The 26087-nt window shown below is 67.9% G+C and carries 26 protein-coding genes; 21 read left to right on the forward strand and 5 right to left on the reverse strand.

Translation table 11 applies throughout. From position 1 onward, the window contains the following. The first annotated feature begins 21 nt into the window (after positions 1-21). From ON26_RS10265 to ON26_RS10335, 14 genes are all read left to right on the forward strand, one after another. On the forward strand, positions 22-630 hold the full coding sequence (locus ON26_RS10265) for a hypothetical protein (protein ID WP_085998982.1): 609 nt from the start codon (positions 22-24) through the stop codon (positions 628-630). A gap of 18 nt (positions 631-648) precedes the next feature. Then, entirely contained in the window at positions 649-1671 is a 1023-nt protein-coding gene (locus ON26_RS10270; RefSeq protein WP_051026899.1) for an ABC transporter ATP-binding protein, read from the forward strand. 118 nt (positions 1672-1789) lie between these two features. Continuing rightward, entirely contained in the window at positions 1790-2224 is a 435-nt protein-coding gene (locus ON26_RS10275; protein WP_040795790.1) for a hypothetical protein, read from the forward strand. A 202-nt stretch (positions 2225-2426) separates the two neighbouring features. Continuing rightward, complete coding sequence (locus ON26_RS10280) at positions 2427-3035, forward strand: TetR/AcrR family transcriptional regulator (RefSeq protein WP_040795791.1); 609 nt, start codon at positions 2427-2429, stop codon at positions 3033-3035. Next, complete coding sequence (gene gap / locus ON26_RS10285) at positions 3032-4036, forward strand: type I glyceraldehyde-3-phosphate dehydrogenase (RefSeq protein ID WP_040795792.1); 1005 nt, start codon at positions 3032-3034, stop codon at positions 4034-4036. The genes ON26_RS10280 and gap overlap by 4 nt, the downstream gene beginning before the upstream one ends. A gap of 759 nt (positions 4037-4795) precedes the next feature. Then, the gene (locus ON26_RS10290) at positions 4796-5740 is read left to right on the forward strand and encodes an alpha/beta fold hydrolase (protein WP_083883989.1); all 945 of its coding nucleotides are present in this window, start codon (positions 4796-4798) and stop codon (positions 5738-5740) included. Between the two features lie 9 nt (positions 5741-5749). Continuing rightward, positions 5750-6619: a VOC family protein gene (locus ON26_RS10295; RefSeq protein ID WP_040795793.1), complete on the forward strand. Its 870-nt coding sequence runs from the start codon at positions 5750-5752 to the stop codon at positions 6617-6619. Positions 6620-6734: 115 nt separating this feature from the next. Then, positions 6735-8240 carry an ABC transporter substrate-binding protein gene (locus tag ON26_RS10305; RefSeq protein WP_083883990.1) on the forward strand — a complete coding sequence of 502 codons (1506 nt, stop codon included), beginning with the start codon at positions 6735-6737 and terminating at the stop codon, positions 8238-8240. A gap of 21 nt (positions 8241-8261) precedes the next feature. Further along, positions 8262-9281 (forward strand): ABC transporter ATP-binding protein, encoded by a 1020-nt coding sequence (locus ON26_RS10310; protein ID WP_040795856.1) that lies wholly within the window; start codon positions 8262-8264, stop codon positions 9279-9281. A gap of 17 nt (positions 9282-9298) precedes the next feature. Next, positions 9299-10303: an ABC transporter ATP-binding protein gene (locus tag ON26_RS10315; protein WP_245545798.1), complete on the forward strand. Its 1005-nt coding sequence runs from the start codon at positions 9299-9301 to the stop codon at positions 10301-10303. Continuing rightward, positions 10300-11241, forward strand: a complete 942-nt coding sequence (locus ON26_RS10320) for an ABC transporter permease (RefSeq protein WP_040795797.1) — start codon at positions 10300-10302, stop codon at positions 11239-11241. The genes ON26_RS10315 and ON26_RS10320 overlap by 4 nt, the downstream gene beginning before the upstream one ends. Continuing rightward, positions 11241-12140 (forward strand): ABC transporter permease, encoded by a 900-nt coding sequence (locus ON26_RS10325; protein ID WP_040795798.1) that lies wholly within the window; start codon positions 11241-11243, stop codon positions 12138-12140. Before ON26_RS10320 ends, ON26_RS10325 begins: the two co-directional genes overlap by 1 nt. A gap of 250 nt (positions 12141-12390) precedes the next feature. Beyond that, complete coding sequence (locus tag ON26_RS10330; RefSeq protein WP_051026901.1) at positions 12391-13641, forward strand: flavin reductase; 1251 nt, start codon at positions 12391-12393, stop codon at positions 13639-13641. Beyond that, positions 13638-14594 (forward strand): 3-hydroxyacyl-CoA dehydrogenase, encoded by a 957-nt coding sequence (locus ON26_RS10335; RefSeq protein WP_040795799.1) that lies wholly within the window; start codon positions 13638-13640, stop codon positions 14592-14594. The genes ON26_RS10330 and ON26_RS10335 overlap by 4 nt, the downstream gene beginning before the upstream one ends. 24 nt (positions 14595-14618) lie before the next feature. Here ON26_RS10335 and ON26_RS31565 read toward each other — a convergent pair whose 3' ends face one another. The 3 genes from ON26_RS31565 to ON26_RS31570 are packed head-to-tail and all read right to left on the reverse strand — an operon-like array spanning position 14619 to position 16189. After that, positions 14619-15332, reverse strand: a complete 714-nt coding sequence (locus ON26_RS31565) for a TetR/AcrR family transcriptional regulator (protein ID WP_157171845.1) — start codon at positions 15330-15332, stop codon at positions 14619-14621. 55 nt (positions 15333-15387) lie between these two features. Further along, entirely contained in the window at positions 15388-15921 is a 534-nt protein-coding gene (locus tag ON26_RS10345; RefSeq protein WP_051026903.1) for an IclR family transcriptional regulator, read from the reverse strand. Beyond that, positions 15908-16189: a helix-turn-helix domain-containing protein gene (locus tag ON26_RS31570; protein ID WP_157171846.1), complete on the reverse strand. Its 282-nt coding sequence runs from the start codon at positions 16187-16189 to the stop codon at positions 15908-15910. The genes ON26_RS10345 and ON26_RS31570 overlap by 14 nt, the downstream gene beginning before the upstream one ends. Before the next feature lie 224 nt (positions 16190-16413). Between ON26_RS31570 and ON26_RS10350 the strand changes: the two genes are divergently transcribed. From ON26_RS10350 to ON26_RS10365, 4 genes are read left to right on the forward strand one after another with little or no spacing between them, the layout of a single operon-like run. Then, positions 16414-17613, forward strand: coding sequence for an acyl-CoA dehydrogenase family protein (locus ON26_RS10350; RefSeq protein ID WP_040795800.1), 1200 nt, complete (start codon positions 16414-16416; stop codon positions 17611-17613). A gap of 6 nt (positions 17614-17619) precedes the next feature. After that, a complete protein-coding gene (locus tag ON26_RS10355) occupies positions 17620-18573 on the forward strand; it encodes a cyclase family protein (protein WP_040795801.1) in 954 nt (317 codons plus the stop codon). 41 nt (positions 18574-18614) lie between these two features. Then, the gene (locus ON26_RS10360) at positions 18615-19322 is read left to right on the forward strand and encodes an SDR family NAD(P)-dependent oxidoreductase (protein ID WP_040795802.1); all 708 of its coding nucleotides are present in this window, start codon (positions 18615-18617) and stop codon (positions 19320-19322) included. Between the two features lie 34 nt (positions 19323-19356). Further along, the gene (locus ON26_RS10365) at positions 19357-20802 is read left to right on the forward strand and encodes an NAD-dependent succinate-semialdehyde dehydrogenase (RefSeq protein ID WP_083883992.1); all 1446 of its coding nucleotides are present in this window, start codon (positions 19357-19359) and stop codon (positions 20800-20802) included. A gap of 34 nt (positions 20803-20836) precedes the next feature. Here ON26_RS10365 and ON26_RS10370 read toward each other — a convergent pair whose 3' ends face one another. After that, positions 20837-21778 carry a LysR substrate-binding domain-containing protein gene (locus ON26_RS10370; RefSeq protein ID WP_040795803.1) on the reverse strand — a complete coding sequence of 314 codons (942 nt, stop codon included), beginning with the start codon at positions 21776-21778 and terminating at the stop codon, positions 20837-20839. A gap of 83 nt (positions 21779-21861) precedes the next feature. On the opposite strand from ON26_RS10370, the gene ON26_RS10375 reads away from it, so the two are divergent. Genes ON26_RS10375 through ON26_RS10385 form a run of 3 tightly spaced genes read left to right on the forward strand, consistent with a single transcriptional unit; the run spans position 21862 to position 24373 of the window. Further along, positions 21862-23052 carry a thiolase family protein gene (locus tag ON26_RS10375; protein WP_040795804.1) on the forward strand — a complete coding sequence of 397 codons (1191 nt, stop codon included), beginning with the start codon at positions 21862-21864 and terminating at the stop codon, positions 23050-23052. After that, positions 23052-23708 carry a 3-oxoacid CoA-transferase subunit A gene (locus ON26_RS10380; RefSeq protein ID WP_040795861.1) on the forward strand — a complete coding sequence of 219 codons (657 nt, stop codon included), beginning with the start codon at positions 23052-23054 and terminating at the stop codon, positions 23706-23708. The genes ON26_RS10375 and ON26_RS10380 overlap by 1 nt, the downstream gene beginning before the upstream one ends. After that, positions 23705-24373 carry a 3-oxoacid CoA-transferase subunit B gene (locus tag ON26_RS10385; RefSeq protein ID WP_040795805.1) on the forward strand — a complete coding sequence of 223 codons (669 nt, stop codon included), beginning with the start codon at positions 23705-23707 and terminating at the stop codon, positions 24371-24373. The genes ON26_RS10380 and ON26_RS10385 overlap by 4 nt, the downstream gene beginning before the upstream one ends. Here the strand turns inward: ON26_RS10385 and ON26_RS10390 are convergent. Continuing rightward, positions 24363-25745 carry a PAS domain S-box protein gene (locus ON26_RS10390; RefSeq protein ID WP_218000561.1) on the reverse strand — a complete coding sequence of 461 codons (1383 nt, stop codon included), beginning with the start codon at positions 25743-25745 and terminating at the stop codon, positions 24363-24365. The genes ON26_RS10385 and ON26_RS10390 overlap by 11 nt on opposite strands. Positions 25746-26087 lie beyond the last annotated feature (342 nt).

Genomic DNA, 26087 nt, shown 5'->3' on the forward strand with positions numbered 1-26087 from the left:
CCCAACGGAAGGAGCAGGTTGATGCCGGAGAAGTCATCGGCCGCCACGGTCGTCGAGCACGAGACCGCACACGAACAGCACACCGGCCGTGAGTCCACGGCGCGGCGGACCATGCCCGCGCGGACCGTCCTCGCCGGCGTCGCGACCCTGGTCACCGCAGCGGTCATCGCGTTGCTGAGCTGGCAGTGGTATTCCGCGGCAGCGGAATTGGATCGTCGTGACGCGGCCGCCGCCGATCAACACCGCGCCGAGCAGGTGGCGCTCGATTACGCCACCGGCGCGGCGCAGATGAGTTTCGAGAACACGCAGGAGTGGCGCGGCAGGCTGACCGCCAACACCACGCCCGAGCTCACGACCCGCCTGACCCAGGCCGCCACCTCGATGGAGCAGTTGATCGGCCCGATGCAGTGGTCGTCCAGTGCCCGGCCGATCGCGGCGAAGGTGGAATCGGAGTCCAACGGAGTCTTCCGGGTCGTCTGCTTCGTCGATGTGCTCACCAAGAACGTGCAGGCGCCCGACGGCGTGCAGTCCACGGCGACCTACAAGCTCGACATCGACAGCAGCCGGAACTGGGCCATCACCGAGATCAGCGGTATCGATTCCGCCCTCGGTGGCGGGGCGCCGCGCTGACATTCGAGAAAGGGATTCATTGTGGGTGTGGAGGTCAGGACCGAGGGAGTTACCAAGTCTTTCGGTTCGCAGCGTATTTGGCAGGATGTGTCGCTCACGATTCCCGCCGGTGAGGTCAGCGCCCTGCTCGGTCCGTCGGGTACGGGTAAGTCGGTGTTCCTGAAGTCGCTGATCGGGCTGTTGCGGCCGGAGCGGGGGTCGATCTTCATCGGTGACACCGACATCACGACGTGTTCGAACTCCGAGCTCTACGAGATCCGCAAGCTGTTCGGGGTGTTGTTCCAGGACGGTGCGTTGTTCGGGTCGATGAACCTGTTCGACAATGTCGCCTTCCCGCTGCGTGAGCACACGAAGAAGTCGGAGTCGGAGATCCGGGCGATCGTGATGGAGAAGCTGGAGCTCACGGGTCTGCTGGGTGCGGAGGGCAAGCTGCCGGGGGAGATCTCCGGTGGTATGCGCAAGCGTGCGGGGTTGGCGCGGGCGTTGGTGTTGGATCCGCAGATCATTCTGGTCGACGAGCCGGACTCGGGTCTGGATCCGGTGCGTACCTCGTATCTGTCGCAGTTGTTGATCGATATCAACGCGCAGATCGACGCGACGATCCTGATCGTGACCCACAACATCAATCTGGCGCGGACGGTGCCCGACAACATCGGCATGTTGTTCCGCCGTCAGTTGGTGATGTTCGGTCCGCGTGAGGTGTTGCTGACCTCGGATGAGCCGGTGGTGAAGCAGTTCCTCAACGGCCGGATGATCGGTCCGATCGGTATGTCGGAGGAGAAGGACGAGGCGCAGATGGCGCGCGAGCAGGCGATGGTGGATGCCGGTCATCATCACGGCGGCGCCGAGGAGGTGGAGGGCATTATTCCGCAGATGCGGGCTACCCCGGGCATGCCGGTGCGTCAGGCCGTGGGCCGTCGTCAGGCGCGGGTGCGCGAGATCATGCATACCCTGCCGCCGGCCGCACAGACCGCGATCTACGCCGATCTCGGCGATCAGCACGTCACCGACGCCTTCTTACGGCTGCCGGTCTCGGGTTGATCGCAACCGCGGTGAGAGGAGCGCGCGGGCGGGGATCGCCTCGACATCAGCAGGCAACGAGCTTCAACGACGCGTCGGTCGAAGGCGACGACAAGTCCGGCTGGAAGATCGCATAGACATGGCCGATGTGGACCCGGCGCGAGTGCGCGCGTGGGAACTACGCGTCCGAATATTCGGATTCGCTCTGTACGCTGCGATTCCAACCGCGATCGGGTGCGGTCTCCTGTCCACCCAGGTAGCGGAGTGGGCCGGTCTCGGTGTCGTCCAGCGCGCCGCAATCGGCTACGCGCTGGTCGCGCAGGTGGTGGCGATCGCGGTGAGCTGGCGTACCCCGCCCGTCGGCGCGTCACTGGTCGTCGTTCGCACGCTCTTCTTCTCGGCCTATGCGGTCTTGGCGGCAAGTGCGGCTCTGCTGGCCGGAGAAGACGACTGGGAGTTACTGACCGTACCGATCTTCGCGTGCATGATCATCATGCTGCATGCCGTCTACGAGCGCTGCACGCAGCGTTTCGACGCATTCGGCACCGACACGCGATCGGACGGTGACGGCTGAGCGCGATGCTCTGCGAGGGATGAGCAACGAGCCACCTTATCGGGTATCAGCCGATGCCGCGAGCAAGCCGCAAGATCGCCGCCGACTCGTTTCGCAAGAAGTTCGTCGGATACGTGGAGTCGTTCGACGATTCCGCGAAGCGTGCAAGCGTCCGGTGCGCGCAGGCTTGTGCTGTACCTACTAGTAGGTTTATCGTCGCGGCATGGGTTCACGGGAGCGGCTCGTCGAGTCGATGAGCGAGTTGATGTGGGAGCGCGGCTACGCCGATACGAGCCCTCGTGACGTGCGGGAGCGGTCCGGCGTGGGGCAGGGCAGCATGTATCACCACTTCCCGACGAAGCGGGATCTGGCGCTGGCGGCGCTGGAACGCAATGTGGCCGATCTGCTGCCCGCCGCGACCGAGCTGGACGGGACCGAGGGCAGCCCGCTGGCGCGGATCGAGGCATACCTGATGCGTCCGCGGGACGCCCTCAAGGGATGCAAGGTGGGCCGCATGACGCAGGACTCGCAGGTGCGTCAGGATCCGGTGCTGCTCGCTCCGGTGGCGCGTGCGTTCTCGCAGGTGCATGTCACGTGGGTGAAGGTGTTGCGCGAGGCGATCGACGTGGGTGAGCTTCGCGACGATCTCGACCCGGAGCGGCTCGCCCACACCCTGATGGCCGTCCTGCAGGGCGGCTATGTGCTCGCGATCGCCCAGCAGGATCCCGGGCCTTTCGACGCCGCGCGGGCCGGAGCGCTCGATTTGCTCAGGGCCGCCGCCGGGCCGGCCCGTGACTCTGCCGAACACCGAGAGAAGGAAACGAAAGCATGACGGTACGGATCGGGATCAACGGGTTCGGGCGGATCGGGCGCAGCTATCTGCGTGCCGCGCTGGCGGGCGAAGCCGACGTCGAAGTGGTCGCCGTCAACGATCTCGCCGATACCCGGACGCTGGCCACGCTGCTCGAATGGGACTCCATCTCCGGACATCTCGACGGCGTCGCGGTGGACGGTGACACACTCGATGTCCAGGGCGGGCGGATCACCGTCTTCGCCGAACCCGATCCGGCGGGCATCCCGTGGGGTGAGGTCGGGGCCGATGTGGTCATCGAGTCCACCGGCCGGTTCACCGACGGGACCGCGGCCACGGCCCACCTCCGGGGCGGAGCCAGGAAAGTCCTCATCTCCGCGCCGGCCGAGGGCGACGTTCCCACTGTCGTCCTGGGGGTCAACGACGAGGGGCTCGACCTGGACGGCCACGATGTCTTCTCCAACGGCTCCTGCACCACGAATTCCCTTGCGCCCCTGGCAAAAGTGCTCCACGAGGCCTTCGGGATCGAGTCAGGTCTCATGACGACCGTCCACGCCTACACCAGCGATCAGCGCCTGCACGATGCCCCGCACTCCGACCTGCGGCGCGCGCGAGCGGCAGCCGTCTCGACCATCCCGGCTTCCTCGGGTGCGGCGAGCGCGATCGGCAAGGTGCTGCCCGAGCTCGACGGGCGTCTCACCGGCGCCGCGCTGCGAGTGCCCGTGCCCGTCGGATCGCTCACCGACCTCACCGTCGTGCTCCGCGACAGTGCCGGCGTCGAAGAGGTCGACGTTGCGTTCCGCGAGGCCGCCGCCTCCCCGCGGCTTCGGCGTTATCTGCAGTATTCGCAGGCGCCCCTGGTCTCCGCCGACATCGTCGGCAATCCCCACTCGTCCATCTACGACGCGCCGCTGACCCAGGCCATCGGCCGCCAGGTCAAAGTGCACGGCTGGTACGACAACGAGTGGGGCTTCTCCAACCGGCTCGTCGAGTTCTCGGAGCGGATCGGCGCAGCTCTCTGATCTCGATGATCTGCGCATGGCAGGCCGGTTGCCGAGGTGGCGCGGACCCGTGCTGAACCGGGTGACACGGCGGCCCGAATTCGGTGCGGTCGGCGGAACGGCCACGGTCGAGTTCGAATAGGTGGTGTAGCAGGGGATCGCCGCGAGGGCCGACGAACAGCCGGGCATCGGAGCGACCGGTCGCGGCTTCGATTCGTCGTGCACGATCGGGCGCGAGTCCTCGATGATCGGGACGACCCGAGACCGCGTGCCCTTCGTACCCTTGTCAGCCATGCCGCCCGGGCCGGGGTTGGTCTGCCGCCGCAGAGTCCACACCCACTCCACTGTGTCGATATCGCCCATCCGAAGCCGGACATTCACCGATCCTGGTCGAAGTGCACGCAGCGAAGATCACGAGCCTGATAGCCGTCCGCCGCTGCGGTCACCAGCGCGTTCCGAGGGTTATCGGGGTGACTTGCGTGCTGCAGGTGTGCGGTAGGGCTGTTTGTTGCGGAGCATGGCGAACAGGACGTCGCAGCGTCGGCGTGCCAGGCAGATGAGGGCGGCGTCGTTTTTCTTGCCCTCGGCTCTCTGCAACCATCACTTCATCCAGCGGAAATCCGGTGATCCGCCCTCCGGCAAATGCGGAGGAACCGCCCTCGCAAATCGGTCGTGCATTTGTTCCCCACGTGTGGAACGGCTCCCGGTTACCTGCCCCACTGCCCGTCCAAGATGTTGCACAGCACACTGCATGGCGGTGAGGGAAGAGGAATACAGCACATGAGCATCACCGAGTTGAACGAGCACGCCGAGGCGGGGCGCTACCGTCCCGACGGCGAGCCCGGCGAGTACCGGAGCATCTGGAAGTACCTGTACAAGACCCCGCACGCGCTCGGCTACATCGATGCGGCGGGCTTGGGTACCCGCTATCTGACCGCGGGCAGCCCCGATGCGCCGCCGTTGCTGCTGCTGCACGGCACCGCGGGCAGCATCGAGAACTTCTCCGCCAATATCGCCGCCTACGCGGAGCATTTCCGCGTCTACGTGCTCGACATGCTCGGATGCGGCTGGACGGACAAGCCCGACTACCCCTACACGCCGCGCCGCTACGCCGAGCACGTCGTCGCGTTCATGGACGCGGTCGGCTTGGACCGCGCCGACGTGGTCGGTGTCTCGCTGGGTTCGTTCGTCGCGGCGCGGATCGCCCAGGACTACCCGGGCCGGGTCGGCAAGATCGTCTCGGTCGCTCCTGCGGGCATCATCACCGACCCGGTGGCGTACCAGAAGAACGCTCAGGAACTCATCGATCGCCGGTCCAAGGCATCGGCGGATCCCACCTGGGACAGCATCCGGTTCGTCTTCGAGAACCTGGTGCTCGACAAAGGTGTCCTCATCGACGACCTGATCGGCATCCGGCTCGACATCTATCGCAATCCCGCGCTGCAGGAGGCGATGCCACACCTGCTCACGCCCAAGGGAGTCGACGCGCTGACCTGGGAGGAGTGGGCGGAGCTGCCGAACGAGATCCTGGTCGTCGCCTCCGTCGACAAGCCGACCATGTTCCTCGACAATGCCTACAAGATCGCCGAGCTCAATCCGCACGTGACCCTCTGGGAACTGGCAGGTGTCGACCACTGGGCCCAGTTCGAGGTCCCCGAGGAGTTCAACTTCCGGACGATCTCCTGGCTGAAGGGCGACGGCCTGCAACTCGACAAGACGGTCTGAGGCCGGCGCATGAAGATTGCAGAACTCGGTTACATCGTCGTCGGCACACCGGCCAAGGACGAGTGGCGGCAGCTTTTCGAGCGCAACATCGGTGCGATGGTCACCGAGGCGCCCGACGGCACCCTGCGGGTCCGGCTGGACGAGATCGACAGCCGTGTCTACGTCGTCGACCACCCCGAGGACCGCTATCTCGCCGCTGGGTGGATGACGTTGAACCGTGCCGACTATCTGGCTTCACTCGAGCATGCCCGCTGTCTGGGTGTCGAGGTCAGAGAGGCCACGCGCGCGGAGGCCGACAGCCGGCTGGTCGAGGAGTACTTCGAGATCCGCGACCCGGAGGGCAACGTCCACGAGGTGTTCTGGGGCCGCACCATGGCGGCTGCTCCGTTCGTCTCGCCCGCGGGCGTCAGCGGTTTCGTCATCGGTGACATGGGCATGGGCCACGTCGTCGTGCCCGTTCCGAACGCCTATGACGAGACGCTGCGCTTCTACCAGGAGGTGATGGGCTTCGAGTACTCCGACTTCTTCCGTCGTGAGACCGAGGAGAAGCGGGTTCGAGTCCACTTCCTGCATACCCCGAACAGTCGTCAGCACAGCTTGGCGATGGGGGAGCTGCCCCCGCTGGGCGGTCTGCGGCACTTCATGCTCGAGGTGCGCAGCATCGACGATCTGGGGCGCCAACTCGACCGAGCGCTCCAGGACGGGCTGCTGGCCCGCACGCTCGGCAGACACGTCAACGACGAGGTGATCTCCTTCTATCTCCGGACGCCCGCCGGCTTCACGATCGAGTACGGCTTCGGCGGGGTCGCGATGGACTGGGACAGCCACGAGGTTCGTAACATACCGGTTGGTTCGTATTGGGGTCACCGGTGGCTCTGATCGGCCGCAGGCCGAGCGTCGGCCGGGTCTGATCGGCCCGCCTCGCCCCTACCCGAACACCTGCGGGCCCCTGCCCGTGCATTTTCCATTCCCCTTCTCTTGAGGAGAGGTCTTCATGGCCAAGTCCTTGTCGATGGCTGCTGTCGCCGCCATCGCAGTCACCACTGCCGCGACCCTGACCGCCTGCGGTTCCGCGGGATCAACGTCGACCAACGGCGAGCTGCGCATCTCGTCCCATACCGATGTCTCGACCATGGACCCGCTGCGCAGTGGTGTCGGCCCGGAGGTGCCGATCCTGCACACGATGTACGACACGCTGGTCAGCTACGACACCAAGACCGGTGCGCCCATGCCGGGCATCGCGGAGAGCTGGGCGCAGGACGCCACGTCGCTCACGTTCAAGATTCGCGGCGGCGTCACCTTCCAGGACGGCACCCCGGTCGATGCCGAGGCGGTCAAGTTCAACATCGACCGGGCCAAGTCCGGCATCTCCACCCAGGCCAGCTATCTCACCGCGATCGCGGGTGTCGAGGTCGTCGATCCGAGCACGGTCACACTCGCACTCAGCGCGCCGGCACCGACACTGCTCGCCGTGTTCGCCGATCGCGCGGGCATGCTGGTCTCGCCGACCGCCGCGAAGGCCAACGGCAACGACTTCGGTCAGCAGCCGGTCGGCGCGGGCGCCTACCGGCTGGAGAGCTGGAGCCGCGGCTCCGAGATCGACCTCACCCGGTACGAGGGCTACTGGAACAAGGACCTGAAGACAGCGCCGGAACTCGACTTCAAGATCATCCCCGACGCCCAGACCGCCACCAACGCGCTGCTGTCCGGCCAGGTCGACATGATCGCCGAGGTCCCGGTCGCCAATGTCGGCGGGCTGAGCAGCCGTCCCAACCTCAAGGTGCTTTCCGAGTCGACGAACTACGTCGACCAGGTCTACCTGGACAGCTCGCGTCCAGGCCTGGACGACACGCGGGTCCGCACCGCCCTGAACCTCGCCGTCAACCGCGAGGAGTTGGTCAAGGCCGCCTACTTCGGTCTCGGTGAGCCGGCCAGCGGGTACTTCCCGTCGTCTTCGGCGAGCTACCCGGGTGAGAGCTACACCTACGGCTTCGATCTCGACAAGGCAAAAAGTCTGATGAAGGAGGCAGGAAAGGAAGGGCTGACCCTGGAGCTCGTCGCCGCGCCGAGCCGGACCCGGGTGGCGGAGATCCTGCAGCAGGCGTGGGCGCAGATCGGCGTGAACGTCTCGGTCACCACCCGTGATGTGGTCTCGGCAGGCAACGGCTTCTTCATCGACCATCAGGGTGACGCGCTGATCTCCTACTGGGGCGGCCGCCTCGACCCGATCCAGACCTATCAGCAGCTGTTCCAGCCGGACGCCTACTACAACGGCGGCAAGCGTGAGATCCCCGGCCTGCGGGAGATCATGAGCCGCGCCGCGGTCGCCCAGGACCAGACCGCCGACGTCATCGAGGCCGGGCGGCTCATCTTCGCCGATGCCCCCAACGTGCCGCTGTCGTTCACCAAGGTCTCCGCCGCGATGACCGACGACGTCCACGGCTTCGAGATCTCACTCGTCGGCCCGAACCGCTTCGTCGGTACCACGGTCGGCGACTGAATGCAGGCGGACATGTCAGTCATGAGCAGCACCCCGAGTTCCGCCCGCGCCCGGCGGCTCCTCGAGGTCGAGGATCTGACCATTTCCTTCGGTGAGGATCCCGCGCGCCGCGTGGAAGTGGTCTCCGGCGTCAGCATGCACGTCGATGAGGGGGAGACGGTCTGCCTCGTCGGCGAGAGCGGCAGCGGCAAGACGGTTACGGGTCTATCCGTCATGGGCCTGCTGGACCCGCGTGCCGCGCACGTCGCAGGCCGCGTCGAGCTGGATGGTCAGGATCTGCTGTCACTGACCCCGCGCCAGTGGCGCGACGTTCGCGGGTCGCAGATCGCGATGGTCTTCCAGGAGCCGATGACCGCGCTGGACCCCGTCTACACGGTCGGCGCGCAGCTTGTCGAAACGCTGCGGGCGCACCTGCCGCTGAACAAGAAGGCCGCCAGGAGCCGGGCCGTCGATCTCCTCGACTCGGTCGGCATCGCCGACCCGGGCAGGCGCTTCTCGGCCTATCCGCACGAGATGAGCGGCGGCATGCGCCAGCGGGTCGCCATCGCACTGGCACTGGCCTGCGAGCCTCGCCTGATCGTCGCCGACGAGCCGACCACAGCCGTCGACGTCACCATCCAAGCCCAGCTGCTGCGCCTTTTCCAGCAGCTGTCCCGCGAGCACGGCACCGCCATCCTGATGATCACTCACGATCTGGGGGTCGTCGCCGAGGTCGCCGCACGGGTCTACACCCTGTACAACGGCCGCGTGGTCGAGTCGGGCGAGGTCGACGACGTCATCGACGCGCCGCGGCACCCGTACACGGCTGGGCTGCTGGCGGCACTGCCCGAGCCGCACTCGCGCGGGCACCGGCTGGCCAGCATCCCCGGCCGTGTGCCACGGCCGGGGGAGACGCTGCCCGGGTGCAGCTTCCAGCCACGGTGCGGATATGCCGTCGAAGCGTGTTCGGAGGGGCAGCCCGCGCTGCTCCAGGTCGGCCCCGCGCACAACGCCCGATGCATCAGGGCGACCGAGCCCGCACTGATTGGAGCACGAGGATGAGCGCACCATTGCTCAGGGTGAGCGACCTGCGTGTGACCTTCCCGGTCGGCCGAGGCCGGGTGGTCAACGCTGTCGACGGTGTCGAGCTGGAGATCGGGCGGGGGGAGATCGTCGGCTTGATCGGCGAGTCCGGTTCGGGCAAGTCCACTCTCGCGCGCGCGATCCTGGGACTCGTCCCTTCGACAGGAGAGGTCCGCTGGAAGGGCGAGGACCTCGCCGGGATGAGCACCAAGGCGCGTCGCGCGGCCCGCACCGGCATGCAGATGGTCTTCCAGGATCCACACAGCGCCCTCGACCCGCGGCGCACGATCCTGCAGAGTGTGCGCGAGCCGCTCGACGTGGTGGGTGACATGCCGAAGGCCGAGCGCGAGCAGCGCGCGCTGGCGTTGATCGAGCGGGTCGGACTCGACCTCAGCCACGCCCGGCGCTACCCACACCAGCTCAGCGGCGGTCAGAAGCAGCGTGCCTGCATCGCTCGTGCCCTGACCACCGATCCCGAGTTGCTGATCTGTGACGAGTCGGTGGCCGCGCTGGACGTGGCGCTCCAGGCCGGCATCCTCAATCTGCTGCAGGACCTGCGCGACGAGTTCGGCCTGAGCATCCTGTTCGTCAGCCACGATCTGTCCGTGGTCACCTATCTCGCGGATCGGGTGGCTGTCCTGTACCTCGGCAACGTTGTCGAGATATCGGACACGGACGCATTGGTCGAGCGACCCTTCCACCCCTATTCCGAGGCGTTGTTCTCGGCGCAGCCCAAGGCGGTGCCGAAGAGCAGGCGGACCGGTGCCCAGATCATCCTCAAAGGAGAGATCCCCAGTCCGCTCGATCCGCCGCCGGGATGCCGGTTCCATACCCGGTGCCCGTACGCACAGGCGATCTGTTCCACCACGACACCTGAGCAGGTCGGCGATGCCGAGCGTGCGGCTCTCTGTCACTTCGCTACCCAGCTCGAACTGCGTGGCGCCGGCCGGGCTTCCGGTCCGGCGGCGCACTCGTCGCGAAAGGAGGCGGTGATCTCGTGAAGGTCCGCGCCATCCTGATCAGGATCGGGATCTACATACCGACCGTCATCCTGGCTGTCTTCATCATCTTCATGCTGCAGCGGCTGGTCCCCGGCGACGTCGCCTCGTTCATCGCGGGCGACAACGCCTCCCCGGAGCGGCTCGCGGCCATCCGTGAACAGCTCGGCCTCAACGATCCGACCGTGCAGCAGTTCCTGCACTGGACCGGCGGCGCCTTCACCGGTGACCTCGGCTCTTCGCTGCTCAACGGCCAGAGCGTCACTTCCCTGGTCATGGAGCGTCTGCCGATCACCTTCCAGCTCACCGTGATGGCCCTGATCATCGCCGCTCTGATCGGCGTCCCGGCCGGCGTGATCGCCGCGCGGAACCGCGGGCGGGCCATGGACACCGCGATGACCACCATCAGCAGCTTCGGTATCGCGGTGCCCAACTTCTGGCTCGGCATGATGCTGGTCGTGGTCTTCTCGCTGACCCTCGGGTGGTTCCCGGCGACGGGTGCGGTGCCGTTCGCTGTCGATCCGGTGGAGTCCATCCGCACCCTCACTCTGCCTGCCTTTGCGCTCGGTCTGGTCGGCGCGGCCGAGATCTCGCGTCAGGTCCGTGGCGCGATGATCGAGAACTTGGAGGCGGACTTCATCCGCACCCACCGGGCCAAGGGCCTCGGTGAAGGCGCGGTGGTCTGGCGGCACGCGCTGCGCAACTCCAGCCTTCCTTTGCTGACCGTGCTGGGCGGCCAGATCAACCGGTTCCTGGCCGGCGCCGTCGTCGTCGAGATGGTCTTCGGCGTGGCCGGGCTCGGCTCGCTGATCGTCGATGCCACCAACCAGCGCGACTACCCGGTCGTGCAAGGCGTCGTCTTCGTGATGGCGATCATCGTGTTGACCACCAACCTGATCGTCGACTTCCTCTACCGTGTCTTCGACCCCAGGATCGCGTGATGTCGTCTGTGAGCAACCCTGAGAACGCGCTGACGAAGTCGGCGCCACCGGAACAGCCGCCGGCCGTGCGGGCGCGCAGGACCTGGCCGTCGATTCCTGTCATCCTCAGTCTGCTGATCCTGGGCGTGGTGCTGGTGCTCATCGTGGGCGCCGAATTCATCGCGCCGTACGACCCGAACGCGCAGGACCTGAACGCTGTGCTGCAGGGGCCTGGCGGAGCGCACCTGCTCGGCACCGACGACATCGGCCGCGACATCCTGTCCAGGTTGATCTACGGCACCCGGATCAGCGTCCTGGCGGGCCTGATCGCCACGGTGGTCGCGGTCGTGATCGGCTTGCCGCTGGGCGTTCTCACCGGCTATCTCGGCGGTTGGGTCGACACGGTCTTCATGCGCTTCGTCGACGCGCTGCTGTCGTTCCCCAATATCGTGCTCTCGATCGCCATCGTCGCGATCGTCGGGCCGGGCCTGGTCACTTCGATGGCCACGGTCGGGGTGGTCATGTCACCGACGATCGCCAGGCTGGCGCGGGCCCAGACACTGTCGGTCAAGGAGGCCACCTACATCGAGGCCGCGCGCTCGTTCGGCGCTCGTGGACTCCGCGCGATCATCCTGCGACATCTGCTGCCGAACATGATCCAGCCGGTGATCGTGCAATTGTCGATCACCATGGGTGCCGCGATGCTCGCCGAGGCGTCGCTGAGCTTCCTGGGTCTGGGCGTGCAGGCGCCGACGGCCTCATGGGGGTCGCTGCTCAACCGGGCTTACACCTTCATCTCCGTGGAGCCGCTGCAGGTCTTCATCCCCGGCGTGGCCATCGGCCTGACGGTGTACGCGTTCGTGATCGTGGGTGATGCCTGCCAGAGCCTGCTCGACCCGAAGCGCCGCAAGGCTCAGTGAGAGAACGGCTGGGTGAACGAGCCGGCCAGGATGATGCCGCCTGCCTCGAGGTGATCACCGTGCTGGGTGAGTTTGTTCGCCGGCCGGACCACGCCCATCGCGGGATGGTTGAGCGGACGCAGCGCGGGGACCCGCTTCCCGGCCGCTGTTCCACGCGCGGGGAACGGCCGATTGATCCGGTCGGCGCGGCTGGATTGAAGTGATCGCTGGAGCCCAGTCGTTCCGCATCGACGACCCGTGAGGAGACAGCATGCCGAGCCAGCCGGAGACCGAGGTCGATCCGACCCTCTTCCGTGAGACCCTCGGGCACTGTCCCACCAGCGTCGCGGTCGTGACCGCGATGGTGGACGGTTCGCCTGTGGGAATGATCGTCGGCACGTTCACGTCGGTGTCGCTGGACCCGCCGCTCGTCGCCTTCATGCCGCAGCGCGACAGCTACACCTTCGCGCGGCTGCGGACCTCGCCGGTCTTCACCGTGAACGTCCTGGCACACGACCAGGAAACGGTGTGCCGCGCACTGATGCGCCGGGGGGAGGACAAGTTCGCCGGTGTCTCCTGGGGCCCGTCGTCCAACGGCTCCCCGTTGCTGGCCGGCGTCCTCGCCTCCATCGACTGCCGGATCCACTCGATCGACGAGAAGGGGGACCACTTCATCGTCTTCGGCGAGGTGCAGTCGCTCGGTGTGCATCGCAGCGTCGCGCCGCTGGTCTTCTTCCAGGGTGGGTTCGGCGGCTTCACGCCGGGCTCGTTCATGGTGCCCACCGACCACGAGCTGGTCGAGAGCGTCAATACGGCACAGGCCGTGCGGGCGGAGATGGACAGCCTCGCCCATGAAACGGGTGCCGAGGTGACCGCCTTGGCGCGGATCGGCGACGACGTGGTCGCGGTCGCCTCGGTCGCGGGCCCCGGCCTGACCACGCGTACCGTGCTCGGCTCGCGCTACCCGCTGATGGCCCCGGTCGGCGAGCTGTTCGTGGCCTGGGAGGGCGACGACGTCGTGCAGTGGTGGCTCGGGCGCACCCGCGGCCTCGACGAGGCGCAGCGCGCCGAGCTCATGAGCCGGCTCGAACTGGCCCGTGCGCAGGGCTGGGTCTATTCGCTGGCCGATGCCTCCGGCGGCGACGGCGAGCTGGCGGGCGCATTACGCGACTACGGCACCGACGCGGTGACACCGGCCCGTCAGCGTGCGGTGGAACACGCGATCCGCGCCGCGCTGTCCAGATACCGGGTGGCCGACCTTCCGGACGACCGGGCCCAGCGCGTCGTCTCGATGCTCGCCCCGCTGCGGGACCGCGCGGGCCGGGTCCGGCTGACTCTCAAGCTGAGCCAACTCGGCGACGGCGCGGCCGGTCTGACGCGCGAGGAGGCCGCCGCCCGAGCACAGCGGCTGCTCGCCGTCGCCGAGACGGCGGCCGCGAAGATCGCGGCGTTCGAGGACGGCACTTCGTTCGACAGCACTGCCGTCCAGGGCGGCACCGTATCCGAAGGGAGCCTCGCATGACGACCGCGCCGAAGCGGGTGGCGATCGCCGGAGCGGGATCGATCGGCATCGCGTTCGCGATCAGGTTCGCCGCGTCCGGACTCGAGGTACAGGTGTGGGATCCGATAGAAGAGGCGCTGCCGCGCGGATCGGCGGAACTCGATGACCGCCTCGGGCTGCTGGCCGGTGCAGGCGTGCTGACCGAAGCGCCCGAGGTCGTACGCGCCCGGATCGGTTTCACCCACGATCTGACCGAGGCACTCCGTGAGGTCGAGCTGATCCAGGAATGTGCGCCGGAGAAACTGGAGCTCAAACAGCGGCTGTTCCGCGAGGCCGCCGCGGCGGCGCCGACAGCCGTACTGGCCAGTTCCAGCTCGGCGATCACACCCAGCCGGTTGGCCGACGGGCTCGATCCGTCGGTCGCGCGACGGCTCCTGGTCGCCCATCCAGCGAACCCGCCCTACGTGCTGCCGATCATCGAACTCGTGCCCTCGCCGCGCACCTGCGAGTCCGTGCTCGGGCGCGCTGAGCAGCTCTACCGCGCCGCCGGCCTCCGGCCGGTGCTGGTGCGCCACGAGCCGGAGGGATTCATCTTCAACCGGTTGCAGGGTGCGGTCTTGCGTGAGGCCTACTGCCTGGTGCGCGACGGCGTGGCGACGCTGGCCGATGTCGACGAGGTGATGCGCAGCGGGCTCGGCAGGCGCTGGAGCATCATGGGCCCGTTCGAGACCGCCGATCTGAACACCCGCGGCGGGCTGGCCTCGCACGCCGAGAAGATGGGCCCCGCGTACGCGCGGATGGGTGCCGAGCGCGGGCAGGACGACCCGTGGACGCCGGAGCTGGTGGCCGAGGCGGTGCGGCAGCGTCGCGCGATCCTGCCGATGGCGGATTGGGAAGCCAGGGTCCGGTGGCGCGACGAACAGTTGCTGCAGCTCACCGGTCTGTGGGACCACATCGCCGATCCCCGCCGTTGAACCGAACCGGCCGTCGAGCGGGGCTCAGAGCCGGTGCGCGAGGATCCTGGTCGCCGCGGCGGCCATCGCGGCGTGCATCGGTTCGGCGAGTTCGTCGATCGCGTCCAGCCCGACGGTGTGGGTGAGGATCAGCAGCCCGTCGGCGTGGGCACGCCACACCCGCGCGATCCGATTCGCCTCCTGCTGCAGGTCCTCCGGTGGTGCGGTCGGATCGGTGCCCGGGTCGATGATCTGCACCCAGCGGGCGGCGATTCGGCTCTCGTTGTGCTCACGCGCGACCTGGTATCGGTCACGGGCGGGGATCGTGATGGCCTTGGGCACCAGCGCGAGCGTGATGCCGAGCTGCCAGAAGGCCGGCTGGTCGATCATGCCCCGGCGTAGCTGGTAGAAGGCCCGCGTGACCGCCGCATCGATCCGGGTGGCCAGATCCGGTGCGGACAGGGCCGCCTGGCACCGCGGCATCTCGGTCGCGAACCGGTCGTCGATCCGGAGGATCGCCTCCAGCCATTCGGCGTAACTGTGGTCGACGACCGCCGCCATGATCTCTTCCTTGCCGGTGAACTGCCAGTAGACCGAGCCGGGTTTCAGGCCGGAGCGCTCGGTGATCAGCGCAAGCGTGGTGCCGTCATAGCCTCTCTCGGAGACGATCTCGTAGGCGGCGGCCAGCACCCGGCGCCGTGCGTCCTCACCGGCGCGGCGCCGTCGACGTGGATGCGGTGCGGCGGTTGCCTCGGGCATCTGGGTTCCTTCGGAGGCTGGCAAGAGCGGCAAGGTGACGGCGGAGGCGGCGCTCCTACGCGGAGGCGCTGCGCATGTCCGCGGGGGCGGTGTGCGCGGTGCGGATCTCGGCGATCGTCCGCGCTGCCTGGGTGACCTCCTGGATAAGCCGACCGACATCGAACCGGTTGCGCCCGGACACCGAGACCGCGGCCTGGGGCGCGCCGTTGACGATGACGGGAGCAGCGACCGAGACGATCCCGAGGCGGGACTCCTCCCGATCCGCCGCGAACCCGCGAAGACGGATCTCGTGCAGTTCGGCACGGAATGCATCAGGGTCGACCACGGAGTAGCGGGTCGCCCGGGGCAGTCCGCAGGCGATGTAGGACTCGACCACCGATGGCGGGCTGAAGGCCAGGATCGCCTTGCCCAGCGACGTCGAGGTCGCGTTGATCCGTTCTCCGGCCCGCGTCGGCGTCTTGAAGCCGTGGTGCGATTGGATCTTGATCTCCAGCTTGATCTCGGATCCGTGCAGCACCCCGAGGCAGACCGAGAGTTCCGAGCGTGCGAAGAGCGCGCTGAGGTAGGGAAGCGCGTCATTGCGGAGCATGTCGAGTTCGTGCGGGCGGGCGCACGCGCCCCAGCAACTGCACTTTGCGTCCGACGCAGTACTTGCCGTCCACTCGTTCGACGAAGCCGACCGACTCCAGGTAGTGCAGGAAGCGGTGGGTGGTGCTCTTCGGGAGGCCGCTGCGCCGGGCGATGGTGGTGAGCCCGAGCGGCTCGGTGCTGTCCTGGAAGGCGTCCATGAGCAGCAGTGCCTTGACCACCGACTTGGTCTTTTCCTCACCCTCGGTCTGCTCGGCGGTGAAGCTCACGGGTCGAGGCTTTTCCACGATCGCGGGCATCCTGAACCCCTTTCTTGAGTGAACGCTTAAGAAACGATCATGAGCTACGTCACTCGGCGATGCAAATGCGACCTCTGGCACCGCGTTCTGGCCGCACTCGTCGGTCCACACGGCTGGAACGGCGCTGACCTGTTCCGGTGATGCCGCGCCACTATCGGAATCGTCCCGAGTTCCCGACGTGAAGGAATGACCAGGTGCACGAGATCTTCTCCCGTATCGAGAAAGCCGCCCCGAGGCTTCGTGAGGCCCACCAGGAGGCCGAGGATCTCGGGCGCCTGCCTGACGCGACGGCGGCCGACCTGCGCGAGATCGGCGTGATCCGAATGCTGCAGACCGAAGAGTTCGGCGGCTACGAGGCCGACCCGGGCGATTTCCTCGACGCGGTCATGCGCATCGCCGCCGTCAACGGGCCGGCCGGCTGGGTCAGCGGCGTCGTCGGCCTGCACGCCTGGGAAGTCTCACAGATGCCGATCGAGGTCCAGAAGCAGGTCTGGGGTGAAGATCCGGACGTCTGGGTCGCCTCGCCTTACACTCCGATCGGCCGCGCGGTGCCGACCGACGGCGGGTACATCTTCAGCGGCAAGTGGTCCTTCTCGTCCGGCACCGACCACTGCTCCTGGATCTATCTGGGCGGTCTTCGCGTCCTCGCCGACGGCAGCACCGACACCCACGAGAATGCCTTGCACTTCCTGTTGCCGCGCAAGGACTACGAGATCGTCGAGGGCTCCTGGGATGTCGTCGGCTTGGCCGGCACCGGGTCCAAGGACATCGTCGTGGACGAGGTCTTCGTGCCGCACGAGCGCGTCGTCGCCCTCAACGATCTGTTCCACGGCGTACAGGCCGACCGTGTCGGTCGCGGCGGGCAGCTCTACCAGATGCCCTACTCCGCCATGTTCCCCGGCGCGATCACCGCGGCGACCATCGGTCTGGCCATGGGCGCGCTCGACGCCTTCACCGAATACGAGAGCGCCCGCGTGATCAGCCGCCGTGGCGCGGCCTCCCGCAACGTCTTCCACCTGGCCACACTCGCCGAGGCCGCCTCCGACATCGAGGCGTCGAGGCTGCAGGTGCTCGACGATCTGCGCCGCGTCCGCGATATCGTGGCCGCGGACGAAGAGGTCTCCCTGCAGCAGCGCATCCTGTTGCGCCGCAATCAGGTTCGCGCGTCGCGTCGCGCCGTCGACGCCGTCGACGCCCTCTTCCGGCACGCCGGCGGCAACGCGCTGCGTCGTGATCAGCGGATGCAGCGGTTCTGGCGCGATTGCCACGCGGCCCTCAACCACGTCAGCAACGTCGGCGAGCCGGTATACGAGGGCTGGGGCATGCAGTTCTTCGGCCACGACGTGACAGGCGGGCTGCGCGTCGGGCCCGCGCACCGCGTCGAGCACGCGTGAACCGCCATGGGTGAGGCGCCGTACATCGGCGACGCACTGGCCGGAACACCGACCAACTGGGGTCGCTGGGGCGAAGAGGACGAGGTCGGCAGTCTCAACCACCTCGGTCCCGCGGAGGTGCTGCGCGGTGTGGCCTGTGCCCGCCGCGGGACGGTCTTCACCCTCGCGCGCGAACTGAAAGCCGCAGAGGGAGACCTGGTCTGGCCCACCCGGCGCGGGGCCGCCTTGACCACGGTGCGTGACGAGTCGTCCTGGGAAGGCCGGGACGCGCCCCGGTTCCCCGGGGACTTCCACACCGCCGACGACCGCATCGAGATGGCCCTGCAGGGAACCACGCACGTCGATGCCCTCGGGCACGTCTGGTACGACGGCCTGCTCTACAACGGCTACGACGCCCGCTCGACGATCGGCGGTCTCCAGCGCGCGAGTGTCGCGCCGATCGCCGCCCGCGGCATCACCGGACGCGGCGTGCTGCTCGATCTGCCCCGCCACCTCGGTGTGGAATCCCTGGAGCCCGGGCGATCTTTCGACCACGAGGACCTCGACCGGTGTGCCGCGGCTCAGGGAGTCGAGCTGGGCCATCGCGACATCGTCGTCGTGCGCACCAATTACCTGGCCCGTTTCGAGCAGGACCCGGAGCGGTTCTGGGCGACCTTCGAGGAGCCGGGACTGCGCTACAGCCCGGAGCTGGTGTCCTGGTTCCACGAGCGGGAGATTCCCGCGCTCGTCACCGACACCATGGCCAACGAGACCACCCGCCACAATGCGGCGGGCGGCGTTATGTACCTGCATGGTGCGCTGATGCGCAACCTCGGCGTCGTTTTCGTCGAAATGGCGGACCTCGAGTGCCTCGCCGCGGACTGCGCCGCCGACGGCGTGTGGGACTTCCTGTTCATCGCCGCACCGATGCGAGTGGCCCGCGCCGCAGGCGCGCCGGTGAACCCGGTGGCCGTCAAGTGAGGCCGGCCGACCAAGACCCGACCAGAAAGAAGCAGCCAATCATGACCGTGGATCGCGAGCGCGTGCTCATCACCGGCGGCGGCGCCGGCATCGGCGCCGCCATCGCCCAACGTTGCGCGCAGGAGGGGTACGAGCCGGTCGTGATCGATCGCGACGGTGACGGCATCCGCGCCGACCTCGGCGACCCGGAGTCGACCGCGCGGGCGCTGGAGCAGGCGCTGGCCGACGGTCCGATCACCCGGATCGTGAACAACGTGGGCGCGGTCTTCGCCGCGAGCGCCCAGGAGCAGACCCTCGACCAGTTCGACGCCGCCTGGCGGCTCAACCTGGCCGCCGCGGTGCAGTGCACCCAGGCACTGCTGCCCGGGATGATCGAGCAGGGCTTCGGCCGCATCGTGTCCGTCTCCTCGCGCGCCGCGCTCGGCAAGGCCGACCGGTCGGCCTACGCCGCGACGAAGGCCGGCCTGATCGGACTCAGCCGGGTCTGGGCGCTCGAACTGGGCAGGCACGGCATCACCGCCAACGTCGTCGCGCCCGGTCCTATCGCCACCGAGCTCTTCCGCCGGGCGAACCCCGCGGACAGCCCACGGACGCAAGCGATCCTGCGCGGGATACCGGTGGGCCGGATGGGTGAGGCCGTGGACGTCGCCCACTGCGCGGCACATTTCCTCGACCGGCGCAGCGGATTCGTCACCGGGCAGGTGCTCTATGTCTGCGGCGGCATGACTGTCGGCGTCGCACCGGTGTGAGTTCGCCCGCGCAATTGTTTCCGGAGAGGTATCCATGACCGTCAGTCCTGCCACCTTCACTGTCGAGAACCCCGCCACCCTGGAGATCATCGATCGGGTCGCGGATACGACACCCGAGGACGCGCGCGCCGCCGTGGACCGGGCGTCGGACGCCTTCGGGCCCTGGTCGACAGCGTCGCCGCGCGAGCGTGCCGAGGTGCTGCGCCGCACCTACGAGCTGATGATCCGCGATCGCGACGAGCTGGCCCGGCTCATCTCCGTCGAGAACGGCAAGTCACTCGCGGACGCCGCCGCCGAGGTCGTCTATGCCGCGGAATTCTTCCGCTGGTTCTCCGAGGAAGCGGTCCGGTCCGGTGGCGACTACGGTGAGGCGCCGGCCGGTGGAGCCCGCACAATCGTCCGGCATCGTCCGGTCGGCGTCGCCGCGCTGGTCACCCCGTGGAATTTCCCGGCGGCGATGCCGGCCCGCAAGATCGCGCCCGCGCTCGGCGCCGGATGCACGGCGGTGCTGAAGCCGGCCGAGGAGACGCCGCTGACGGCGTTCGCCCTCGCGGCCCTGATGCGCGAGGCGGGCCTGCCCGTCGGCGCCCTCGAGGTCGTTGCGACCCGTGACGCGCCGGGCGTCGTCACGGCCTGGCTGACCGACCGTCGGGTACGGAAGATCTCCTTCACCGGCTCGACCGGCGTCGGACGGCAGCTGCTGCATCAGGCGGCCGACCGGGTCGTCAACGCGTCGATGGAATTGGGCGGCAACGCGCCGTTCATCGTGACCGAGGACGCCGACATCGAAGCAGCGGTGGCCGGCGCGATGATCGCCAAGTTCCGCAACGCTGGTCAAGCCTGCACGGCAGCCAACCGTTTCTACGTCCACGCGGACGTGGCCGAGCAGTTCGTGAGCCGCCTCGGCGCCGAGATCGAACGTCTCGAGGTCGGGAACGCAGCCGACGGCGCGGTCATCGGGCCGTTGATCAGCGCAGCGGCGGTGCGGCGGGTCGGGAAGGCCGTGGACGACGCCGTGCGTGACGGTGCGCGCATCACCCATCGCAGCGCACTTCCCGATGCGCCGGGATACTTCTTCCCGCCCACCCTGCTCGCGGACGTCCACCCGGATGCCGCGATCCTCGGTGAGGAGATCTTCGGTCCCGTCGCCCCGGTCGTCGCCTGGCGCGACGAAGCCGAAATGCTGTCGTGGGCCGATGACACCGAATACGGTCTGGCGTCCTACGTCTTCGCCGGTGATGTCGGTCGTGCGCTGCGGATCGGTGAGCATCTCGAAGCCGGAATGGTCGGGATCAACCGGGGGCTGGTCTCGGACCCGTCTGCGCCCTTCGGCGGGATCAAGCAGAGTGGGCTGGGGCGTGAAGGGGCGCGCGAGGGCATCCGCGCCTTCCAGGAGACGCAGTACCTCAGCGTCGACTGGCCCCAGCACCTGGTTCAGGGGGAATCCCGGTCATTCACAGCCGCGAGGCGTCGGAGGTAAGGGGGATTTCCGGGGCCTGGGGCCTCGGACCGGATCACGTCGTGCGTCCGGCGGCGGTGCGGACGAGTGCCGCCACGGCCGCCACCGCGGGAGCGGTATCCGTTTCCCGGCGGGCCAGCATCAGATCGATGGTCTCGGGTTGCCGCAGCTGGTGATAGGTGACTCCCTCGAGGCCGAGGCTGCGGACCGGCTCGGGGGCCAGGGCGACGCCGAGGCCCGCGGCCACGGAGACGGCGAGCGTGGCGGTTTCGCTGACTTCGAGCACCGGGGGCTGGAAACCGGCGCGGGCACATGCGTCGAGTACCAGGCGATGCATGGTGGAGCGGGTGCCGGACGGATGGGTTACGAAGGTTTCGTCCTGTAAGTCGGCGAGGTCGATCGGTTCCGAGCCCGCGAGTGGGTGGGTCGCCGGAAGTAGCGCCAGCAGACGCTCGGTTCGCAGGGTTTCGAGGACGATCCGGGGTTTGTCCGGCGGTTGCGCATTCGCGTCGTGGTCGGCGCGGCGGGAATCCGGTTCGGTGCCTGTCGGTGGCCGGATCAGCGCCAGGTCGTATTCGCCTGCCACGAGTCCGTCCAGCAAGTGGGGGGAGAGCAGTTCGCCTCGCACCGGCAGCTCGATACCCGGAAGTTCGGTGCGGGCCAACCGGGTCAGCCGGGGCAGGACGTCGTAGGTGGCGGTGCCGACGAAGCCGACCGAGACGCGTCCGACGGTGCCGTGCGCGAAGGCGGCCATATCCGCGGTGGCGCGTTCCCCGGCCGTCACTATGCGCCTGGCGTGTTCGGCGAAACGCTCTCCCGCAGCGGTGATCTCGACACGGCGGGTGGATCGGTCGAACAGCTGGACCCCGAGTTGGGTCTCGAGCTGTTTGATCTGGTGGGACAGGGCCGGCTGCGCGATGTGGACCCGGGCCGCGGCCCGGCCGAAATGCCGCTCCTCGACGAGAGCCAAGTAGTAGCGCAGAGTCCGCAGGTCCATCGCGACATTCTATCGAAGATATTTATCAATAACCAGACAATAGGTATTGGACTGCATCAATTATTCGGCTTACGGTCGAGGACATGACCGATTCCTTCGTCTATGCCGCGGCGCGAACGCCGTTCGGCCGATTCGGTGGTGCCCTGGCCGACCAGCGCCCCGACGATCTGGCGGCGACCGCCCTGACCGGAGTTCTCGCCAAGGCCCCCCGGCTGGATCCCGGCGCGGTGAGCGAGGTGGTGTGGGGCTGCGCGAACCAGGCGGGCGAGGACAACCGCAATGTCGGCCGGATGGCGGTGCTGCTGGCCGGGCTGCCCACCCGGGTCCCGGCGACGACGGTGAACCGGCTGTGCGGTTCCTCGTTGGATGCGGTGATGATCGCCTCGCGGACCGTCGAGTCCGGGGACGCGGACGTGGTCGTCGCGGGGGGAGTGGAGTCGATGACGCGGGCGCCATGGGTACTGCCCAAGCCGTCGAGGGCTTTCCCCGCCGGGAACACCACGGCGGTCTCGACGACCCTCGGGTGGCGGCTGGTCAACGACAAGATGCCGGCCGAATGGACGGCCTCGCTGGGCGAGTGCAACGAACAGATCGCCGCCCGGCTCGGCATCGCCCGGAGCCGCCAGGACGAGTTCGCCGCCCTGTCGCACCGGTCGGCGGAAGCCGCCTGGGCAGCGGGCTTCTACGACGACCTCGTCCTGCCGTTCGCGGGCCTGGATCGTGACGAGGGGATCCGACCGGACTCCACCGTCGAGAAGCTGAGCGGACTGAAGCCGTCGTTCCGGCCGGACGGCTCGATCACCGCGGGCAACGCCTCGCCGCTCAACGACGGGGCCGCCGCGGTCCTCGTCGCGAACGAGTCGGTGGATCTCGGCATCGATCCACTGGCCCGGATCGCCGGCCGCGGGACCTACGCCCTGGATCCGCAGGACTTCGGCGTGGCGCCGGTGGAGGCGGCGAACCGGGCGCTGGCCCGAGCCGGCATCGGCTGGGCCGAGGTGGCCGCGGTGGAACTCAACGAGGCATTCGCGGTGCAGTCTCTGGCCTGCATCGACGCCTGGTCCGAGCAGGGGCTGGCCGACCCCGCGATCGTCAACGCCAAAGGCGGCGCGATCGCGATCGGCCATCCACTCGGTGCGTCGGGTGCGCGGATCGTGGGCACGTTGGCACATCGGCTCGTCGAGTCCGGTGAACGCTGGGGTGTGGCGGCGATCTGCATCGGCGTGGGGCAGGGGCTCGCGGTGGTGCTCGAGAATGTGAGGAAGCAGTGGTGATGACACAGATCTGCGAGACAGCGGCCGAGGCGGTCGCCGGAACAGCGGACGGCAGCACCGTCCTCGTCGGCGGATTCGGTATGGCGGGCATGCCCGTTCAGCTGATCGAAGCCCTCATCGACCAGGGCGCCACCGATCTGACGGTGGTGTCGAACAATGCGGGCAACGGCGACACCGGCCTGGCGGCGCTGCTGGCCGCGAAGCGGGTACGCAAGGTGATCTGCTCGTTCCCGCGGCAATCGGACTCGTGGGTCTTCGACCGGCTCTACCGGGCAGGCGAGATCGAACTCGAGGTCGTGCCGCAGGGCAACCTGGCGGAGCGAATCCGCGCGGCGGGCGCGGGAATCGGGGCGTTCTTCTGCCCCACCGGTGTGGGGACCCAGCTGACCGAGGGCAAGGAAACACGCGAGATCGACGGCAGACCCTACGTGCTGGAGTACCCGCTGCGCGGTGACCTCGCCCTCATCGGCGCGCACCGGTCGGACCGGATGGGAAATCTGGTCTACCGCAAGACCGCCCGCAACTTCGGCCCGGTCATGGCGACCGCGGCCACCACGACCATCGTCCAGGTGAGCGAGATCGTCGAAACCGGCGCCCTCGACCCGGAGGCGGTCGTCACCCCCAGCATCTACGTCGACAAGGTGGTCGCGATATGAGTACCGGCCCGCTCAGCAAGGATCGGATGGCGGCCCTGGTCGCCAGGGACATCCCACCCGGCTCCTATGTCAATCTCGGCATCGGCCAGCCCACCACCGTCGCCGATCACCTCTCGCCCGGCTCCGGCATCGTGCTGCACACCGAGAACGGCATGCTGAACATGGGACCCGCGGCCGCCGGTGACCAGATCGACCCGGATCTCACCAACGCGGGCAAGATCCCGGTGACAGAGCTGCCCGGCGCCTCCTACTTCCACCACGCCGACTCGTTCGCGATGATGCGCGGCGGTCACCTCGACGTGTGTGTGCTCGGCGCTTTCCAGGTCTCGGCCACCGGCGACCTGGCCAACTGGCACACCGGCGCCCCCGACGCCATTCCCGCGGTGGGCGGTGCGATGGACCTCGCGATCGGCGCGAAGCAGGTCTTCGTCATGATGACGCTGTTCGCCAAGGACGGCACCGCGAAACTGGTTCCGGCCTGCACCTATCCGCTCACCGGGGTCGGGTGCGTCTCTCGGGTCTACACCGATCACGCGGTCTTCGACATCGAACCCGGCGGGGTCGTGGTCAGGGAGACGTTCGGCATCACGCTCGACGAACTCGCCGCTCGCCTCGACGTGCCCATCCGCGGGCGGTCCGGATCGCCGCTTCCCGTCAGTCCGTAACGCACCGGGCGGCAGCAGATTCGATCGTCGCGAGCTGCGCCTCGAGTGTCACGAGATCGAACACCACCGTGCTGGAGCGGAACTCCCGTCCGAGGCCGTGGAGGAGTTCCATCCACTGCCGGCTCCCGGCGATTTCCACGTCGATCGGAGCGAGTTTCGCGCCGATCGCCGGTCCGGCCTTGTGTCGCAGGACGCGCAGGCGCCATTGACCGAGGAAGCGCCGGAAGCGGTCCAGTGCTGTGCTCGCCTGCTCGGTCAGTTGCGCGACCGCAGGCAGTTGCGTATTCACCTCGTGCACCTGGTCGGCCATTCCGGACAGCCCGATGGCGGTTGCGTCGCACAGCAGCGGCACCGCTTTCAGGGTGTGCGCGGGCGCCGTGTCGTCGACGACTTCGGCGGCGAAGGCCGCCACCATGCCGTTGTACAAGGCGGCCAGCGAGATGCGGAACCGCAGCTCCGCGACCGCCGCACGCAATCGGTCGAGTTCGGGTCGCAATGCGTGTAATGCGGCGACCGCTTCGCGCATGGGTTCGCCCATCACCCGTGCGATATTGAGCAGTCCCGGATGCTCCTCGGAGACCTCTGCGGAGGCTTCCCTGGCCGCGGCAACGGACCTGTCGATGCGGCGGGTGATGTCGGTGACCTGCGCCGCGGCGGTCATGAGCCGGTCGCACAACTCCTGGTACTCGCTCAATCGCCCGACCATCTGCTCGAGCATCTCATCCACCAGCGCGGTGCCCGCGAGCACGGCAGCGATGGGCCCCGACGCATTCGGTCGCAGCGACGTGGTCGACACCAGGTTGGCGCGGGCGATGATCTCCGCGGGTAGCGCTTCGTGCATGAACTCGTCGTACGAGCGGAATCCATGGTGGCGTAGCGCTTCCTCGAGTCCGAGCATGCCCCTGGCGGCAGCGCCGCGGCGGTCGCCGCGGGCCGCATCCGAATCCCGTTCCGCGATCCGTGCCTGCGCGTACATCTCCTCGGCGAGGCCGAAGTACCGGCTGCACGGTGCGAGACGAACCGAGACATAGCCGCCGGCTACCGGACTCATCGCCGCGAACACCCAATACGCCGCGCCGGCCCTGGCCCGGTTCTTGACGAATGCCCCGACCGGTCTGCCCTCGGCGAGCCGGTCCCACATCAGCCGGAACATTCCGGCAGGCATATCGCGGTGCCGGACGATGTTGTGCGGCTGTCCGGTCATTTCCTCGAGCGCATAACCCGATACGCGAGTGAAGACGGAATTTCCCAGGCCGATCACACCGCGCCGGTCGGTGGTGGAGAAGAACAATTCTGTCGGCCCCAAGGTCAGGCCGTCGGCGTCGGTCGGCGAACCCTGGTGTTCCGCAACACTCTTTGCATAGGAAAGCACTGGGCAATCGTAGGGCAACAGTGGCGGTCGGCCCGTCGCGGCGGTGGGTGGCGCCGACCTCGTCGATCGCGAATCACGCTTGTAATAGCCGGTATTCGATTTCCGCCCGGAGCACTTCGACAGTCGCAACAGAGACCTGAGTCATTCGGATCGGTGACTCGAGTCCCATCCGGCTGCATGTCGGCTATCGAATCGTCCCGAGCGGGGCCCGGTGTGCAGTTCGGGTATTCCGGCGGCCCAATCGCGCCATGCCGTGCGCGCAGGCCAGGCCGCTGAGACCGGCACCGATGATGACAACACGAAAATTCTGCACAACCCGGCCCGAGATCGACTGTGCATCTC

The organism is Nocardia higoensis NBRC 100133, from assembly GCF_000308595.1.
In the GTDB taxonomy this organism is placed as follows: Bacteria; Actinomycetota; Actinomycetes; order Mycobacteriales; family Mycobacteriaceae; genus Nocardia; species Nocardia higoensis.

Coding starts and splice junctions, on each gene's coding strand:
- ON26_RS10265 (WP_085998982.1), top strand. CDS start 22: ATGCCGGAGAAGTCATCGGCCGCCACGGTCGTCGAGCACGAGACCGCA.
- ON26_RS10275 (WP_040795790.1), top strand. CDS start 1,790: ATGGCCGATGTGGACCCGGCGCGAGTGCGCGCGTGGGAACTACGCGTC.
- ON26_RS10280 (WP_040795791.1), top strand. CDS start 2,427: ATGGGTTCACGGGAGCGGCTCGTCGAGTCGATGAGCGAGTTGATGTGG.
- gap (WP_040795792.1), top strand. CDS start 3,032: ATGACGGTACGGATCGGGATCAACGGGTTCGGGCGGATCGGGCGCAGC.
- ON26_RS10290 (WP_083883989.1), top strand. CDS start 4,796: ATGAGCATCACCGAGTTGAACGAGCACGCCGAGGCGGGGCGCTACCGT.
- ON26_RS10295 (WP_040795793.1), top strand. CDS start 5,750: ATGAAGATTGCAGAACTCGGTTACATCGTCGTCGGCACACCGGCCAAG.
- ON26_RS10305 (WP_083883990.1), top strand. CDS start 6,735: ATGGCCAAGTCCTTGTCGATGGCTGCTGTCGCCGCCATCGCAGTCACC.
- ON26_RS10310 (WP_040795856.1), top strand. CDS start 8,262: ATGAGCAGCACCCCGAGTTCCGCCCGCGCCCGGCGGCTCCTCGAGGTC.
- ON26_RS10325 (WP_040795798.1), top strand. CDS start 11,241: ATGTCGTCTGTGAGCAACCCTGAGAACGCGCTGACGAAGTCGGCGCCA.
- ON26_RS10330 (WP_051026901.1), top strand. CDS start 12,391: ATGCCGAGCCAGCCGGAGACCGAGGTCGATCCGACCCTCTTCCGTGAG.
- ON26_RS10335 (WP_040795799.1), top strand. CDS start 13,638: ATGACGACCGCGCCGAAGCGGGTGGCGATCGCCGGAGCGGGATCGATC.
- ON26_RS31565 (WP_157171845.1), bottom strand. CDS start 15,332: ATGCCCGAGGCAACCGCCGCACCGCATCCACGTCGACGGCGCCGCGCC.
- ON26_RS10345 (WP_051026903.1), bottom strand. CDS start 15,921: ATGCTCCGCAATGACGCGCTTCCCTACCTCAGCGCGCTCTTCGCACGC.
- ON26_RS10355 (WP_040795801.1), top strand. CDS start 17,620: ATGGGTGAGGCGCCGTACATCGGCGACGCACTGGCCGGAACACCGACC.
- ON26_RS10360 (WP_040795802.1), top strand. CDS start 18,615: ATGACCGTGGATCGCGAGCGCGTGCTCATCACCGGCGGCGGCGCCGGC.
- ON26_RS10365 (WP_083883992.1), top strand. CDS start 19,357: ATGACCGTCAGTCCTGCCACCTTCACTGTCGAGAACCCCGCCACCCTG.
- ON26_RS10370 (WP_040795803.1), bottom strand. CDS start 21,778: ATGGACCTGCGGACTCTGCGCTACTACTTGGCTCTCGTCGAGGAGCGG.
- ON26_RS10375 (WP_040795804.1), top strand. CDS start 21,862: ATGACCGATTCCTTCGTCTATGCCGCGGCGCGAACGCCGTTCGGCCGA.
- ON26_RS10380 (WP_040795861.1), top strand. CDS start 23,052: ATGACACAGATCTGCGAGACAGCGGCCGAGGCGGTCGCCGGAACAGCG.
- ON26_RS10385 (WP_040795805.1), top strand. CDS start 23,705: ATGAGTACCGGCCCGCTCAGCAAGGATCGGATGGCGGCCCTGGTCGCC.